This is a genomic window from uncultured Catenibacterium sp. (genome assembly GCF_900540665.1).
Classification (GTDB): Bacteria; Bacillota_I; Bacilli_A; order Erysipelotrichales; family Coprobacillaceae; genus Catenibacterium.
In genome coordinates this window covers 1-15,287 of the sequence record NZ_UQGV01000061.1, presented here as the reverse complement: position 1 = coordinate 15,287, position 15,287 = coordinate 1, and the positions used below count along the sequence as shown (strand labels likewise).

Here is a 15,287-nt window from a genome sequence, read left to right as displayed (position 1 = left end):
ATATGCCCTTACAGGGCGGGTTCATACCACTGATTTTATCAGTGGTTATGATTTTTTCTTGATTGTAATACCAATCTTTCTTTCTACCTTTGCAAGTTTCTTTCTTGCAATTCTTCTTGCCTTTTGGGCACCTTCTTCAAGGACATTATCAAGATAATCGCCATTTACGATTTCATTATAACGGTCCTGGATTCGTGTCAATTCATCACCTACAACTTCTGCAAGATCTTTCTTGAATTCGCCATAGCCCTTACCTTCATACATGGCTTCAAGTTCTTCAATAGTCTTACCTGAAATAATAGAATAGATTTCAAGTAAGTTAGAAATACCAGGTTTGTTTTCTGGATCAAATTTAACATTTGAATCACTATCTGTTACTGCAGATAAGATCTTCTTCTTAGATACATTGACTGGATCTAATACATAAATACATCCTTTACCATTAGGTGATGATTTACTCATCTTTTTAGTAGGATCCTGTAAATCCATAATACGTCCACCTACTTTAGGAATAATAGGTTCAGGTAATTTAAATGTATCACTATAACGGCTATTAAAACGTTCTGCTACATTTCTAGCAAGCTCTACATGCTGCTTCTGATCTTCTCCTACTGGTACATAGTCTGGATCATACATTAAGATATCTGCATTCATTAAAGAAGGATAGTTGAAGATTCCAGCTCCAATATGTCCACCTTTTTCTTCAGCTTCAAGCTTCTTTGATTTATATTGTGTCATACGTGATAGTTCACCCATTGATACCATACAGCCTAGATACCAGCCTAGCTGTGCATGTTCTAGAACATCACTCTGTAAGAATAAAGTCACCTGTTCAGGATCTAATCCTGCTGCAATATATAATGCAATGAGGTCTTTTGTATTCTTTCTTAAATCTTTTGGTTCCTGATATATAGTCATTGAATGAAGATTTGCGACAAAGATAATCATTTCATATTCATCCTGAAACTGTACGAATGGCTTGATTGCGCCAATATAGTTACCTAATGTAACACGACCTGTAGGTTTAATACCACTCAACATTCTTTTCATTACTTTCATCCTCCTAAATAAAAAAGGCACGCCCAAAGGACGTGCCACCAATGTGTAGTTGTGCTGGTAACGACAGCAGACGTTTCTAACTCATGCTAGAAAAGCTCCCAGAACCCAATTCATTTCTTATCCATGACTCATTTCCACCACCCATGAGCTCTCTATCCATAGTATAAAAAACTACTTATTTCTGTTCATCGCTTATTCCATTATAATATAAAATTATGTGAATGCAACCAATAAGCATATACAATAATCGAAAATGATGTATAATAAACACAAGAAAGAGGTGAAATCATGATTAGAATCTACACTGCACCAAGTTGTGCGTCATGCAGAAAAGTCAAGGCATGGCTAAAAGAACATGATATTCCTTATGTAGAAAAGAACATCTTTTCTACGATACTAAGAGAAGATGAATTACGTGAATTATTAGAACGAAGTGAGAATGGAACAGATGATATCATTTCTAAACGTTCTAAGATCATAAAAGAGAATAAAGTGGACATTGAAGATATGTCTATCAATGAATTGATTCATTTCATTCAAAAGAATCCTTCTATCCTTAAACGTCCAATCATGATTGATGAAAGACGTTTTCAGGTAGGTTATAATGCTGAAGAGATTCGCGCATTTATTCCTAGAGAATTAAGAAAATTAGCTGAATGTCAGAAATTCGACAATTGTCCACAATTCAGTGCATCAACACTTGTGGAAGACTATCACAACAATAAAGCAGGCCTATAAGCCTGCTTTTAATGTGCTTAAAACACGTACGATCTTACTTGCACAGTTTCCTTTGTATTTGAGATGATATGTATCACATAGTTCCTGGAACTGTTTCAGTCCAGCGTTTTCATCATTGACTTCAAATTCTAATTCATAATCAGTGATTCCATTATAATGATTCTCATCAAGAGATAACATTCCTGAATCAAAAGGAACGTCTCTTCTAATAGTAGTTAGAGAATAAGATTGTTTAATAAGACCTAAAGTAAATCCCTTGTCTCTTAATAAACGGGTTATCTCATTATCAGGCATTTCTCCTTTTTGAATCATGATGAGATCTTCTTGAGTAATCTCAAGATTATGTTCCATATGACCATTTTTTTCAGGTATCTTAAGTGTCATTTCATAATAGCCTTCTTTTTCTCTTACGCGAAGACTATAGCGTAATGCCCCTAATTCAATACTTGTTAGATAATAGTTTGTCTGACTATAAGTATGCCCTTTTAAATCATTCATCAATTGATGGAAGACATCCTTAGTGAGAAGCATCTTATATTCTATTTCAAGATTCTTTTCCATGGTCCCTCCTTGTTTTCCTAAAATTATATACTTGTGAAACTAACCCGTCAATACAAGTCATATTGCTTAAAAATGTAATAGAAAGTATAATAATAACGGTGATGAAATTATGAAAAGATATGCGATTGTATCAAAGAAAGATGACGTATCTCGTCAAGTGGCGGCTTTAATTAAAGAAGAACTCAAAGAACTGATCTATGATGAAGAACATCCTGATATTGTAATCTCTGTAGGAGGTGATGGAACAATGATTTATTCCATCCATCGCTATGAACATGTTTTAAATGATGTGTCTTTTGTAGGAATCCATACAGGGACATTGGGATTTTTTACAGACTATTTAAAAGATGAATATAAACAGCTTGTAGAAGATATTCTCACAAAAGAACCAGATATCTTTGATCGACATCTGTTGCGTATTTCTTATAATGGACAGATTTTCCATGCTTTAAATGAAATGCGTATAGAGAATAGTCATCGTTCACAGGTGATTGATATGTATGTGAATGATGAACATATGGAAACATTTAGAGGAAATGGGCTTTGTGTAAGTACACCATCAGGTTCTACTGCATTAAATAAATCATTAGGAGGTGCAGTGATTAATCCTAGTTTAAGACTGATGCAGGTGACAGAGATTGCAGGTATTCATCATAATGCCTATCGTTCCTTAGGTAGCTCTCTTATTTTAGGAGAAGATGACGTAGTACGTTTTGAAGCAGATCGTAATGAGAATACTGTCTTAGGTATTGATACAGATATATATGAATTAAAGGATCATGATGTGATAGAAGCACGCTTATCTAAGCGTGTGGCACATTTCTGTAATTATCGTCATGTATCTTTTGTGAAGAGATTGAGGAAATCATTCCTATGATTTTACAGTTTGAAATAGATGCACAGCATGTTGATATGCGTTTAGATGAATTCTTCTATTTACATGGTATTTCTAAGAAACTAGTGAAGGATTCTAGGAATCATGGAGAAATATTAGTGAATGGAGAAAAACAGTATTTGTGTTATAAAACAGTTGAGGGAGATAGTGTTGCGATTGTCTTCCCTAAAGAAACAAGTAATGTGATTCCTGTGGATATCCCTTTAAAGGTTGTATATGAAGATGATTACTTGATGATCATAGATAAACAGCCAGATTTAGCTTGTATTCCTGTTAAGAAGTACTTAACAGAGTCGTTGGGGAATGCTATTATGTATTATTATAAAGTGAATCATATTGAAAGTGCGATACATCTTGTCAATCGTCTTGATAAAGAAACATCAGGACTGATGATGATTGCGAAAAGCCGTTATGTTCATGATGCTTTTTCTCATGATATCAAGCAGGTTAAACGTGTATATCATGCGCTTGTAAAAGGCAATCCAGGGCAGGGGACAGTAAACGCTCCTATTGACCATGCAGAGGGTCATGGGACAAAAAGAGAAGTAAGAGAAGGCGGTAAAGAAGCAATCACCCATTACCGTACTATTAAAACAACTGGGGAATATTCTCTAGTAGAATGTAAGTTAGAAACAGGGCGTACGCATCAGATTCGTGTACATATGGCTTATTTGGGGTGTCCGCTTGTAGGAGATCCACTTTATGGTGAAGGAGAAGGCTTTTATCTAGATAGTGTAGAAATAGCTTTTAAACATCCTATCACACAACAATGTATGACTTTAAAGAAGGTGTTCAATGATGTACGAATTAAAAAAATTAAATCTTAAGCAGTCAGAAAAATATATGACTTATAAATGTAATGAATTTGGAAAGCACTATAAGAAGTTCTCTAGAATTATTCCTGTAGTTGTTTTTGTCGCATTGGTGGCTGCATTTGTTATTCCATCTCAGGCTAAAGTAATCTACGCTTTAGCGGTTGCTATTACAGCTGGATTATTCTTTATAGTTTATAGCTATTATAAACAGATGGTGAGCTTAAAAGATGTCCCTACTGTACCTTGTGAATATGTGATTACGCCAGTTAAGTATAATGAAAGAGTACAGCTTAAGACAACTAAAGGGGATGATCTCTTATTCGCATTTGTAGAAAAGAGTCGTTCTATTTATAAGAATGAAAGAGAAGCACTTATTATCTATGTTCCTGAATCAGGACATATTTATTCTGAACATGTGGCTTTACTTAAAGATATTAAAGAATAAGCATGAAAAAACGGCATACCTCATAGAGGTATGTCGCTTTTTAATATTGTTTATGTTTTACATCGCGAAGCTTATTCTGATAATCGATATCAATAATAACACCTAATGCGAACATATATGAAAGTAATGAAGATCCACCATATGACAACATTGGTAAAGTAATACCAGTAATAGGAAGTAATCCAAGAATCATTCCGATATTCCATGTCTGTTGGAAGATGAGACAACCAAATGTTCCCATGATAAATGTTTTATCACGAATATTATCACTCTTTAAGCCGATATTCAAGATAACGATATCAAATGATGCAACTGCAAGTAAAGTGATAAATGCACCTACATAACCAAAATCTGTCGCAATAACAGAAAAGATAAAGTCTGTCTGACCTTCAGGGAAGACTTTGACAACAGCTCTAAAGCCATGTCCAAACCATCCGGCTGTACCATAAGACAACTGAGCAAACCATGACTGTAATCCTTGGTTACCTGTTGTTCCTTCAGGGTCTAACCAACCATAAATACGGGATAACTTATGTCCTGAAATAAGAGATGTGAAGATACCATTCTGGTAGATAAATAAATAACCTAGCCCAAGTACGCCGATGACACCGATGATAATAATAAATAGGAACCAGTTCTTATTCATGCCACTTGATAATAACACAAAGAAGACTGCTGCCATAATAATCATCATAACCCCTGAGTCATTCTGTAAATAAATAAGAATAGCAGGAGGTAAAGAAATCTTCATCACTTGGATGATATATTGGATTTCACTGTCAGTTGTCTTGACTAAGATACGATCATTATATTCCTGTGTAATTTTTGCAAGGTACATAACCATGATAATCTTCATAAATTCAGAAGGCTGAAAAGTAAAACCTGGGATGTTATACCAGGAAGTAGCACCGTTTGTGAATTTTGCGAGAGGTACTATATGAATATGTAATAATTTTGTATAGACAAAATGATCTACTGCAAGACCGATAAGTAATACAATAAAAATCATATAGAGTGTTTTTATATGATTATATAGGGTATCCTGACCAATCTTATAGATGATATAACTTAGAATACCACCTAATACATAATATAGAGCCTGCTTTAACCAAAGCATGTAAGGATTTGCGACGTTGGTCATAATTGGTGCAGCACTTGCAACTGCAAGACAACTGATTGCACCAAACAATATAACTAAGGCAATGAGAGGATATTTCTTGAGTGTTTCTTCAAGTTTTTCCATGCGTGCCCTCCTTTTTTCTTTTTACTTTTTTCATTCTTATAGTATACTATATTTTAAAGATACTTCAATAAAAAGGAGTGTGTATAAAGTGTCTAAAAATATGATGATTGGTATTATTGCAGCAGTGGTTGTTGTGCTTATTATTGTTGTGATGATGACTCGTAAAAAGAAAACTAGTAAAGAAGAATGTCCGATTGATGCAGATCTATTAATTAAGGCATTAGGTGGTAAAGACAACATTACTGCTTTAGAAGCATCACCTTCTAAATTGAAGGCAACTTTGAAGCAGGATAAGGATCTTGATATTGAAACAATTAAAACACTTGGTGCCAGCGGTATTGTCGCAGGGCATTTAACACTAACTATGATCTTTGGTAAAGCATCAAGTGTTATCTGTGAAACAGTATTAGAAAAAATTAAATAAGAGGTATTAACAATGAAGTTTAAGATGGTACATGAAAACTATAACGTTAAGAATCTAGATGCGTCTCTTAAATTTTATGAAGAAGCATTGGGGTTGACTGAGAGAAGACGTAAGGTCAGTGATGATGGCAGTTTCATTATTGTCTATGTTGGTAATGAAACAACACCATTTGAATTAGAACTCACATGGCTTAAAGATCATCCACAGGCTTATGATATTGGAGAAGAAGAATTTCATTTAGCTTTTAATGTAGATGATTATGAAGGAGCACATGCATTACATGAAAAGATGGGATGCATATGTTTTGAAAACCCTTCAATGGGCATCTATTTCATCCAGGACCCAGATGGCTACTGGCTTGAAATTATACCTGAGAAATAAAGAGTGGAATGCGTCAAGCATTTCCTTTTTTTTTTGTAAAAAAAATTTATAAATATTTTTTTATACAAAAAAATATAACAAATGTAAGCGCATAAGTACTAAATGTACAAATAAAATGTTATTAATTTAGGAAATAATAACAAATAAAGGAGAAAAATATTTATCACGAAGCAAAAAATGTTAAACGATTACAGAAAACGCTCACAAAATTGTGGGCAAATCCATGGACAAACTTTTTGATTAATGTTATATTGAAGTCGCTGAAAAGGATGCGTAACAAAATTCAGTGGTTTTATATACTTTAAGGAGGAATTGTTACAATGGATACAAATCGTTTTGCTGAAGCATGGTCTGGATTCAAAGGCCGTTTATGGAAAGAAGAAGTTAATACTAGAGACTTCATCCAGAACAACTACAAACCATATGATGGTGATGAATCATTCTTAGCTGAACCTACAGAAGCAACAAATAAATTATGGGGCAGATTACAGGAACTTCAGGCTGAAGAAAGAGCTAAAGGCGGAGTTCTTGATATGGAAACTGAAATCGTTTCTGGTTTAACTGCTTATGGACCTGGTTATATTGATGAAAGCATGAAGGACTTAGAAACTGTTGTTGGTTTACAGACAGATAAGCCTTTAAAGAGAGCATTTATGCCTTATGGTGGTATCCGTATGGCTGAACAAGCTTGCGAAACTTATGGTTATACACCAAATCCAGAATTACATAAGATTTTTACTGAATATCATAAGACTCATAACCAGGGTGTATTTGATGTTTACACTCCTGAAATTATGAAAGCACGTCATAATAAGATCATCACTGGTCTTCCAGATACTTATGGTCGTGGACGTATTGTTGGTGACTACAGAAGAGTTGCTTTATACGGTATCGATGCATTAATCGAATGGAAGAAAGAAGATTATGCTAACTGTGGTAGCGGATCAATGACTGAAGACATCATCAGAAAGAGAGAAGAAATTGCTGAACAGGTAAGAGCTCTTAATAACATGAAGAAGATGGCTGAAGTTTATGGTTATGATATTTCTAAACCAGCTACTAACGCTCGTGAAGCATTCCAGTGGTTATACTTTGGTTATTTAGCAGCTATCAAGACTCAGAATGGTGCAGCTATGTCAGTTGGACGTATTTCTACATTCCTTGATATCTATATTGAAAGAGATTTAGCTAACGGTACATTAACTGAAAGCGAAGCTCAGGAATTAGTTGACCATATCGTTATGAAATTCCGTATGGTTAAGTTCGCTCGTATCCCATCATACAATGCATTATTCTCTGGTGACCCAGTATGGGCTACATTAGAAGTTGCAGGTTTAGGTACTGACGGACGTTCAATGGTTACAAAGAGTGACTACCGTTTCTTACATACATTAGAAGATATGGGTCCTTCTCCAGAACCAAACTTAACAGTTCTTTATACAGAAGCATTACCAGAAAACTTCAAGAAGTATGCTGCTAAGATTTCAATCGATACTTCATCAATTCAGTATGAAAATGATGACGTTATGAGACCTGTATGGGGCGATGACTATTCAATCTGCTGCTGTGTATCAGCTACTCAGACTGGTAAAGAAATGCAGTTCTTCGGTGCAAGAGCTAACTTAGCTAAGTGCTTAACTTATGCTATCAATGGTGGTATCGATGAAAAGACTAAACAGCAGGTAGGTCCTGAATACAGAGGAATTACTTCTGAATATCTTGATTATGATGAAGTTATCCAGAAATATGAAAACATGATGGGCTGGTTAGCAGATTTATATGTAAATACATTAAACTTAATCCAGTATATGCATGATAAATACTACTATGAAGCTGCTGAAATGGCATTAATCGATACTGATGTTCGTAGAACATTCGCTACTGGTATTGCTGGTTTCTCACATGTAGTAGACTCATTAAGCGCAATCAAATATGCTAAGGTTAAGACTATCAGAGATGAAGATGGTATCGTTGTAGATTACGACGTTGAAGGTGATTTCCCTCGTTATGGTAACGATGATGACAGAGCTGACAACATCGCAGTTTGGTTATTACATACTTTCTTAGAAAAGATCAAACAGCATCATACATATAGAAATTCTGAACCAACTACTTCAATCTTAACAATCACTTCTAACGTAGTTTATGGTAAGGCTACAGGTTCATTACCTGATGGACGTAAAGCTGGTGAACCATTATCTCCAGGTGCTAACCCATCATATGGTGCAGAACAGAGCGGTTTACTTGCTTCATTGAATTCAGTTGCTAAGTTACCTTACGAATGGGCATTAGATGGTATCTCAAATACTCAGACAATCAGCCCAAGTGCTTTAGGTCATGACGAAGCTGAAAGAACTACTAAGCTAGTAACAGTTATGGATGGTTATTTCAGACAGGGTGCTCATCACTTAAACGTTAACGTATTCGGTAAAGAAAAGTTAATCGATGCAATGGAACATCCAGAAAAGCCAGAATATGCAAACTTCACAATTCGTGTATCTGGTTATGCTGTTAAGTTCATCGATTTAACTAGAGAACAGCAGTTAGATGTAATTGCTAGAACTTGTCACGATCATATGTAATAATTAAAACAGTCTCTTATGAGACTGTTTTTTATAGAGGAGGAGAATGTAGTGAACGCACGTGTACATTCTATAGAGTCATTTGGTCTTGTAGATGGACCAGGTGTACGTTTTATCTTATTTCTACACGGTTGTCCTTTTAGATGTCAATTCTGTCATAACCCAGATACTTGGGCAAGTCAGAAGTTTGAAGAATGGACACCACAGCAGGCATTAGACCGTGCCTTACGTTTTGAACCTTATTGGGGCAAAGAAGGAGGTATTACTGTATCTGGTGGAGAACCACTTGTACAGATTGACTTCCTATTAGAATTCTTCAAGCTTGCTAAAGCAGCAGGTGTGAATACATGCATCGATACAAGTGGGGCATGTTTTACAAGAGAAGAGCCTTTCTTCTCTAAGTTTGAAGAACTTATGAAATATACTGATTTATTGATGGTAGATATCAAGGAAATCAATGATGAAAGACATCAGGTATTAACAGGTGCTTCAAATAAGCGTGTTATTGATATGATTCAATATTTGAATGATATCAATAAGCCTATCTGGATTAGACATGTCTTAGTCCCTGAAAGAAGTGACTTTGATGAAGATCTTCATGCATTGGCTGATTATATTGATACTTTAAGTAATGTGAAAAAGGTAGAAGTTCTTCCTTACCATACTCTTGGTACTTATAAGTGGAAGGAACTTAACTTAGAATATCAGCTAGAAGGAATTGATCCACCTACAAATGAACGTGTAGAAAACGCAAATAAGATTCTACATACAGATAAATATAAATAAGTATGATATAATGTCTCCTAGAAGGAGGCATTTTTCATGGATGAATTGCTATTTGATGAAAATTACATTGTTTTCTTACAGAATCAGAGTATGGACACATTGTGCAGCCTTTATTTAGAGGTACATAATCAATTGATGGATATTATTCATACTCATAAAGGGGAAGAAGACTATAAAATAATTACCGCAAAACGTGCGATGATTGAAGGAACAATTATGTCTAAAGTCATGCAGGAACATGGGTATTCTTTAGATCAATATGCTTACTATAAAAATGACAAGATGGTAGCTTGAAAAAATGTAACAGTTTTCAAATGTTCGTTTACATTTATAATTAAATAATCTAAAATATATTTGATTGTAATTGGAGGTAAAGGATAATGAAATTAGGTACTATTGAAGGCGGAGGAACTAAGTTCGTCGTTGGTGTTGGTGATGAAAATGGTAATATCTTTGAAAGAGAATCATTTCCAACGACTACACCAGAAGAAACAATGAAGAAAACTATTGAATTCTTCAAGGATAAAGGTGTAGAAGCAATCGGTTTTGGATCATTTGGACCAATTGATCCAGATAAGACAAGTCCTACTTATGGAAGTGTGACTACTACTCCTAAACCAGGATGGTCTAATCATAATGTCGTAAAGGATTTAGAAGAATCATTCCCTGGTGTTCCTGTAGGATTTGATACAGATGTAAATAGTGCATGTTTAGGTGAAGTAGAATTTGGTGCAGCTAAAGGATTAAATAGCGCATTATACTTAACTATTGGTACTGGTATAGGTGGAGGTGCCGTTGTCGAAGGTAATCTTGTACATGGTTTACTACATCCAGAAATGGGTCATATGAAATTGATCACTCGCTCAGAAGATACATATAAGGGTAAATGTCCATATCATGGTACATGTTTTGAAGGTTTAGCAGCTGGACCAGCAATCGAAGAACGCTGGGGTAAGAGTGCTAAGGAATTACCTGCTGATCATCCAGCATGGGATTTAGAAGCTTATTATATTGCTCAGGCTTTATGTATTTATATTCTTACAATCTCACCTAAAAAGATTATCTTAGGTGGAGGTGTTATGCACCAGAAACAGTTATTCCCAATGATCCATAAATATGTTCAGGAAATGTTGAACGGTTATGTTGCAAAAGAAGAAATTACAACAGATAAGATCAAGGATTATATTGTTTATCCAGGACTTGCAGATAATGCAGGAATATGTGGTGGATTAGCACTTGCTAAGCAGGCATTAAAGAATAAATAAAAGCAGGCATAGCCTGCTTTTTTTAAGGAGGAAATTATGCAATCACTTAGAGAACTTTATAAGATAGGAATTGGTCCTTCCTCATCTCATACTTATGGACCGATGAAAATCGCTGAAAGAATTAAATTGCTTTATCCAAATATGGAAAAAGTGCATGTTGATCTGTATGGTTCTTTATCTTTGACAGGTAAAGGACATTTAACAGATAAAATAATGCAGCAGACATTTGCCCCTATACCATGTGATTTTTCTTTTAAGAGCGGTGAATTACCTTACCATCCTAATGGAATGTTAGTGACAGTTTATTGTGGTGGTGAAGCATTAAAACCTATTGAGGCCTATTCTATTGGTGGAGGAGAAATCTATTTCAAGGGAGATCTTGAAGAAGAAAAAGTAGAAATCTACCCACATCATACAATGCGTGAAGTCATTGATTATTGTAAAAATGAAGGTCTATCACTGTATGACTATGTATTACGTTTTGAAGATGAAAACTTTAAGGAATACTTATTTGAAGTTCTTGAAGCAATGTTTACTTGTGTAGAAAATGGGTTACATACACAGGGTGTCTTACAGGGCAGTCTACAATTAAAAAGAGTAGCCGGTTCTATGTATCAACAGGCTTTAAATACACATCATGAAATGGCTCAGGAACGTTTATTTATTGCCAGCTATGCCTATGCAGTTTCTGAAGAGAATGCTGATGGTCATATGATTGTCACTGCACCAACATGTGGTGCTAGTGGTGTACTACCTGCTATTTTATACTATGCACATCATCAGATGGGCTTGAAGAAGAGAGACTTAATCAAAGCGCTAGCAATTGGTGGCCTTTATGGTAATACAGTCAAATATAATGCGACTATTGCTGGTGCAGATGGAGGGTGTCAGGCAGAAGTAGGAACAGCTTGTGCTATGGCGAGTGCTTCTATGGCCTGGATCAATGAGTTAAACAATAGTCTCATTGATTATGCCGCAGAAATGGGATTAGAACATAACTTAGGTCTTACATGTGACCCAGTAGGTGGTTATGTACAGATTCCTTGTATCGAAAGAAATGCCTTAGGTGCATTACGTGCTTATGATGCAGCGATGCTTGCTGGACAATTAGGTTATGTACGTAAGAATAAGGTGCCTTTTGATACTGTAGTAAGAGTTATGAAAGAAACAGGCAAAGACTTGAATGTTGCTTACAAAGAAACATCTCTAGGAGGTCTCGCAAAAGAATTGAAATAGTGATTTCACTATTTCTTTTTTTATACGAGGGGGGGAAACTATGAAACAAAGATTTATTAAATATATATGTTTAAGCATATTGGGAGAAATGGCTATATCATTTTATATACTTGCAGATACATTCTTTATTGCCCAGGGAATAGGGGATCACGGACTCACTGCATTAAATCTTGCGATACCTGTATTTAATTTGATTTATGGGATAGGACTCATGTTAGGAATTTGATTTGGCATTAGATTATCTATCCTGAAGATAGATAATAAGTATGATGAAATCAATCAGGTATTTAATCATACGGTGGTTTTAGGACTTTTAATAGGAGTACTTTTCATAATTACAGGAGTATTATATAGTCCTTCTCTTGCAAGGATGCTAGGAGCCAATGATGCCGTATTAAAAGATACAGTAACTTATCTAAGAACTATTATGATATTTACACCTGCCTTTATCTTCAATAATGCACTCAATGCATTAGTAAGAAATGATAACAATCCAACTCTCGCTACAACAGCTATGATTGTTGCTTCACTTATGAATGTCGTACTTGATTATGTATTTATATTCTTATGTCATATGGGCATGTTTGGGGCTGTTTTTGCAACTTGTTTAGCACCTCTGATTGGATTAAGTATCCTCTCTTTACACTTTATTAAAAAGAAGAACACATTCCATTCTGTTCATCTTCATTTTCAGTTCTCTATTATACAAAGAATTATTAAATTGGGATTTCCTTCTATGTTGATAGAGATATCAAGTGGTTTGGTAGTACTTCTTTTTAATACACTTATATTAAAGATTACAGGTAATATAGGTGTTGCTGCTTATGGTGTTGTATGTAATATATGGCTTGTATGTATTGCGATATTTAATGGTCTTGCACATGGTATGCAGCCTCTTACAAGTGAATCCTATGGTTCTCATGATACAAAGAATCTTATTATGTTAAGAAGAATGACTCTTGCTATTTCGTTGTTATTATCTTCAGTGATCTACTTAACAGTCTTTATAAATGCTTCTATGATTACTTCTCTCTTCAATAAGACAAACAATGCAATGTTGTATCAATTAGCTGTAGAAGGCTTTAAAATCATGTTTACAGGATTATTCTTTGCAGGAGCAAACATTGTCTTAACCACATACTTTACTTCGATAGAGAGTGCTAAAATAGCCTCTACACTCATTTTGTTACGTGGTGTAGTACTTATTGTACCTGCATCTATTATTCTTTCACAATTTGGTATGAAAGGAATCTGGGCTTCCTCCCTTTATCTGAAATAATGACTACATGTGTAGGTATCATATATCTTTACTATAAAAGAGCGATGAATTAACATCGCTCTTAAATTCTTTTTCTTAATATTATATAGAGTATGATTGAAAGAAGTGGAATAAGTAAATATATTCCTACTATCATGAACATATTAGAAAGAGTAATAAAGGCTTTTGTCTGTTCATATAGGATGATTGACATAGATATTGTGCTATAGTGGAGTATCAATATCGCAATGACTTCTATACCTATGAGCAGATAAAAGAACTTAGCCATTTTTGATTTCACTAATAGGAATGTAAGGAATAGTGATGCAATTAATAAAGGGAGAACTTTAATTAATAAACCACTATAAAGAGTATGAGAAATATTCATAAGATTCACCTGCACTTTCGTTCATGTTTTTCTCTATATTTATTATATTAATTATTATAGCGAGAGTAAATATATATCACTATTTTAAAAAAAGTTTATTTAAATGTAGAAGTTACAGTAGGCTTGTAACTTACATTAAAATAGATTAAAATACATATAAAAGGGGAATCACTATGAAAGATACGACTAAATCAATTATCTATGGGGCGAGTCCTATAGCACTTTATATCATACAAACTTCATCAACAGAATATGTACAGAAGTTTCAGCATGCACTCACATTACTTACACAGGATCAGAATTATTCTACTGCCATTTCTTTTTCCATTATCTCAAATATCTTAATTGCGATATGTTTTATTCTTATGTTTGTGATGGCAACTAAAAATAATGTCACTAAGCTTATTAGTGCTGTTTATGTTGTAGTAGGTCTAGTTCTTCTCTTTGATCAATATACTGCCACTATTCAGAATCATCTTTATACAAATGTGATTACACAGTTCACATATAATAATATTTCTTTGATTGTGATAACGACAGTAATCATGATTTATAATCTCTATAATCTTCTTAAAAGGTAGAAATCATTGATGGTTTCTATTTTTTATTGTTTATAGCCTTTAAATTTATTGATATAAATTATATAATAATTATATACGGTGAAAAAATATACTAGACAACTAGGAATTAATGCATGTTGGTAATGCTGATTCTATTGATGACAGGGAGGAAATCTAATGGAAAACGTTATGAACAATACATCAAAGGTATTTGAATCGCATATAAGAATTCAAATGATTGCCAGTTTAAGTATTGAAGATCTCACTTATAAACAGATGAAAGAGATTCTAGGTTGTACAGACGGGAATATGACAACACATACTAAAAAGCTTATTCAAGAAGGATTTATAGAAGTGAGAAAGGAATTCGTAAATAACAGACCACAGACAACTTATCATTTGACTGATGTAGGTAGAACACAGTTTGAAGAGTATGTGACTTTATTGAATAAATTAGTAGAAGATGGGAAAAATGCGCAGAAAGTCTGATTTTTATCAGATTTTCTTTTTTTTTTGATTGTTTGATAGTGTATAATTATTATGCAGTAATAAGTAGTGAAGATAGTCATATAGTTCATGATTATATTAAAAGGAGGAAAGTGTGAAACAAAAATCAATCAAAACGTATAAAAAAAGACGAACTTAAAAACA

Annotated in this window: 19 protein-coding genes; 15 read left to right on the top strand and 4 right to left on the bottom strand. The window is 34.3% G+C overall.

Features of this window, described 5'->3' with window-relative positions; translation table 11 throughout:
- Positions 1–45 precede the first annotated feature (45 nt).
- Entirely contained in the window at positions 46–1,050 is a 1,005-nt protein-coding gene (gene trpS / locus QZQ55_RS08305; RefSeq protein ID WP_295092202.1) for a tryptophan--tRNA ligase, read from the bottom strand.
- Between the two features lie 297 nt (positions 1,051–1,347).
- Between trpS and spx the strand changes: the two genes are divergently transcribed.
- The gene (gene spx / locus QZQ55_RS08300) at positions 1,348–1,797 is read left to right on the top strand and encodes a transcriptional regulator Spx (RefSeq protein ID WP_295092199.1); all 450 of its coding nucleotides are present in this window, start codon (positions 1,348–1,350) and stop codon (positions 1,795–1,797) included.
- Here the strand turns inward: spx and QZQ55_RS08295 are convergent.
- The gene (locus tag QZQ55_RS08295; RefSeq protein WP_295092196.1) at positions 1,792–2,358 is read right to left on the bottom strand and encodes a CYTH domain-containing protein; all 567 of its coding nucleotides are present in this window, start codon (positions 2,356–2,358) and stop codon (positions 1,792–1,794) included. The two genes, spx and QZQ55_RS08295, sit on opposite strands and share 6 nt — an antisense overlap.
- A 109-nt stretch (positions 2,359–2,467) precedes the next feature.
- Here QZQ55_RS08295 and QZQ55_RS08290 point away from each other — a divergent pair, with 109 nt between their 5' ends.
- The 3 genes from QZQ55_RS08290 to QZQ55_RS08280 are packed head-to-tail and all read left to right on the top strand — an operon-like array spanning position 2,468 to position 4,513.
- Positions 2,468–3,235, top strand: a complete 768-nt coding sequence (locus tag QZQ55_RS08290; protein ID WP_295092193.1) for an NAD kinase — start codon at positions 2,468–2,470, stop codon at positions 3,233–3,235.
- Positions 3,232–4,080: an RluA family pseudouridine synthase gene (locus tag QZQ55_RS08285; protein ID WP_295092190.1), complete on the top strand. Its 849-nt coding sequence runs from the start codon at positions 3,232–3,234 to the stop codon at positions 4,078–4,080. Before QZQ55_RS08290 ends, QZQ55_RS08285 begins: the two co-directional genes overlap by 4 nt.
- Positions 4,052–4,513: a hypothetical protein gene (locus QZQ55_RS08280; protein WP_295092187.1), complete on the top strand. Its 462-nt coding sequence runs from the start codon at positions 4,052–4,054 to the stop codon at positions 4,511–4,513. The genes QZQ55_RS08285 and QZQ55_RS08280 overlap by 29 nt, the downstream gene beginning before the upstream one ends.
- A gap of 40 nt (positions 4,514–4,553) precedes the next feature.
- Here the strand turns inward: QZQ55_RS08280 and QZQ55_RS08275 are convergent, their stop codons facing one another.
- A complete protein-coding gene (locus tag QZQ55_RS08275; protein WP_295092184.1) occupies positions 4,554–5,756 on the bottom strand; it encodes an FtsW/RodA/SpoVE family cell cycle protein in 1,203 nt (400 codons plus the stop codon).
- A gap of 88 nt (positions 5,757–5,844) precedes the next feature.
- Between QZQ55_RS08275 and QZQ55_RS08270 the strand changes: the two genes are divergently transcribed.
- The 9 genes from QZQ55_RS08270 to QZQ55_RS08230 all read left to right on the top strand — a co-directional run bounded on the left by QZQ55_RS08270 (position 5,845) and on the right by QZQ55_RS08230 (position 13,709).
- A complete protein-coding gene (locus QZQ55_RS08270; RefSeq protein ID WP_050772230.1) occupies positions 5,845–6,180 on the top strand; it encodes a PTS transporter subunit EIIB in 336 nt (111 codons plus the stop codon).
- Positions 6,181–6,192: 12 nt separating this feature from the next.
- Entirely contained in the window at positions 6,193–6,561 is a 369-nt protein-coding gene (locus QZQ55_RS08265; RefSeq protein WP_295092181.1) for a VOC family protein, read from the top strand.
- 320 nt (positions 6,562–6,881) lie between these two features.
- Positions 6,882–9,143 (top strand): formate C-acetyltransferase, encoded by a 2,262-nt coding sequence (gene pflB / locus QZQ55_RS08260; RefSeq protein WP_295092178.1) that lies wholly within the window; start codon positions 6,882–6,884, stop codon positions 9,141–9,143.
- 18 nt (positions 9,144–9,161) lie between these two features.
- Positions 9,162–9,929, top strand: a complete 768-nt coding sequence (pflA, locus tag QZQ55_RS08255) for a pyruvate formate-lyase-activating protein (protein ID WP_295092176.1) — start codon at positions 9,162–9,164, stop codon at positions 9,927–9,929.
- Positions 9,930–9,965: 36 nt separating this feature from the next.
- Positions 9,966–10,223 (top strand): hypothetical protein, encoded by a 258-nt coding sequence (locus QZQ55_RS08250; RefSeq protein ID WP_295092172.1) that lies wholly within the window; start codon positions 9,966–9,968, stop codon positions 10,221–10,223.
- An 86-nt stretch (positions 10,224–10,309) separates the two neighbouring features.
- A complete protein-coding gene (locus QZQ55_RS08245) occupies positions 10,310–11,194 on the top strand; it encodes an ROK family protein (protein ID WP_295092169.1) in 885 nt (294 codons plus the stop codon).
- A gap of 36 nt (positions 11,195–11,230) precedes the next feature.
- Complete coding sequence (locus tag QZQ55_RS08240; protein WP_295092166.1) at positions 11,231–12,430, top strand: L-serine ammonia-lyase, iron-sulfur-dependent, subunit alpha; 1,200 nt, start codon at positions 11,231–11,233, stop codon at positions 12,428–12,430.
- Between the two features lie 40 nt (positions 12,431–12,470).
- Positions 12,471–12,656, top strand: coding sequence for a hypothetical protein (locus QZQ55_RS08235; RefSeq protein WP_295092163.1), 186 nt, complete (start codon positions 12,471–12,473; stop codon positions 12,654–12,656).
- Positions 12,657–12,662: 6 nt separating this feature from the next.
- Positions 12,663–13,709 carry an MATE family efflux transporter gene (locus QZQ55_RS08230; protein ID WP_307983307.1) on the top strand — a complete coding sequence of 349 codons (1,047 nt, stop codon included), beginning with the start codon at positions 12,663–12,665 and terminating at the stop codon, positions 13,707–13,709.
- A gap of 61 nt (positions 13,710–13,770) precedes the next feature.
- On the opposite strand, the gene QZQ55_RS08225 is transcribed toward QZQ55_RS08230, so the two are convergent.
- Positions 13,771–14,076, bottom strand: coding sequence for a hypothetical protein (locus QZQ55_RS08225; protein WP_295092160.1), 306 nt, complete (start codon positions 14,074–14,076; stop codon positions 13,771–13,773).
- Between the two features lie 173 nt (positions 14,077–14,249).
- Between QZQ55_RS08225 and QZQ55_RS08220 the strand changes: the two genes are divergently transcribed.
- Both QZQ55_RS08220 and QZQ55_RS08215 read left to right on the top strand, forming a co-directional pair.
- On the top strand, positions 14,250–14,657 hold the full coding sequence (locus tag QZQ55_RS08220) for a hypothetical protein (RefSeq protein ID WP_295092158.1): 408 nt from the start codon (positions 14,250–14,252) through the stop codon (positions 14,655–14,657).
- A 156-nt stretch (positions 14,658–14,813) separates the two neighbouring features.
- On the top strand, positions 14,814–15,125 hold the full coding sequence (locus tag QZQ55_RS08215; protein ID WP_295092155.1) for a transcriptional regulator: 312 nt from the start codon (positions 14,814–14,816) through the stop codon (positions 15,123–15,125).
- Positions 15,126–15,287 lie beyond the last annotated feature (162 nt).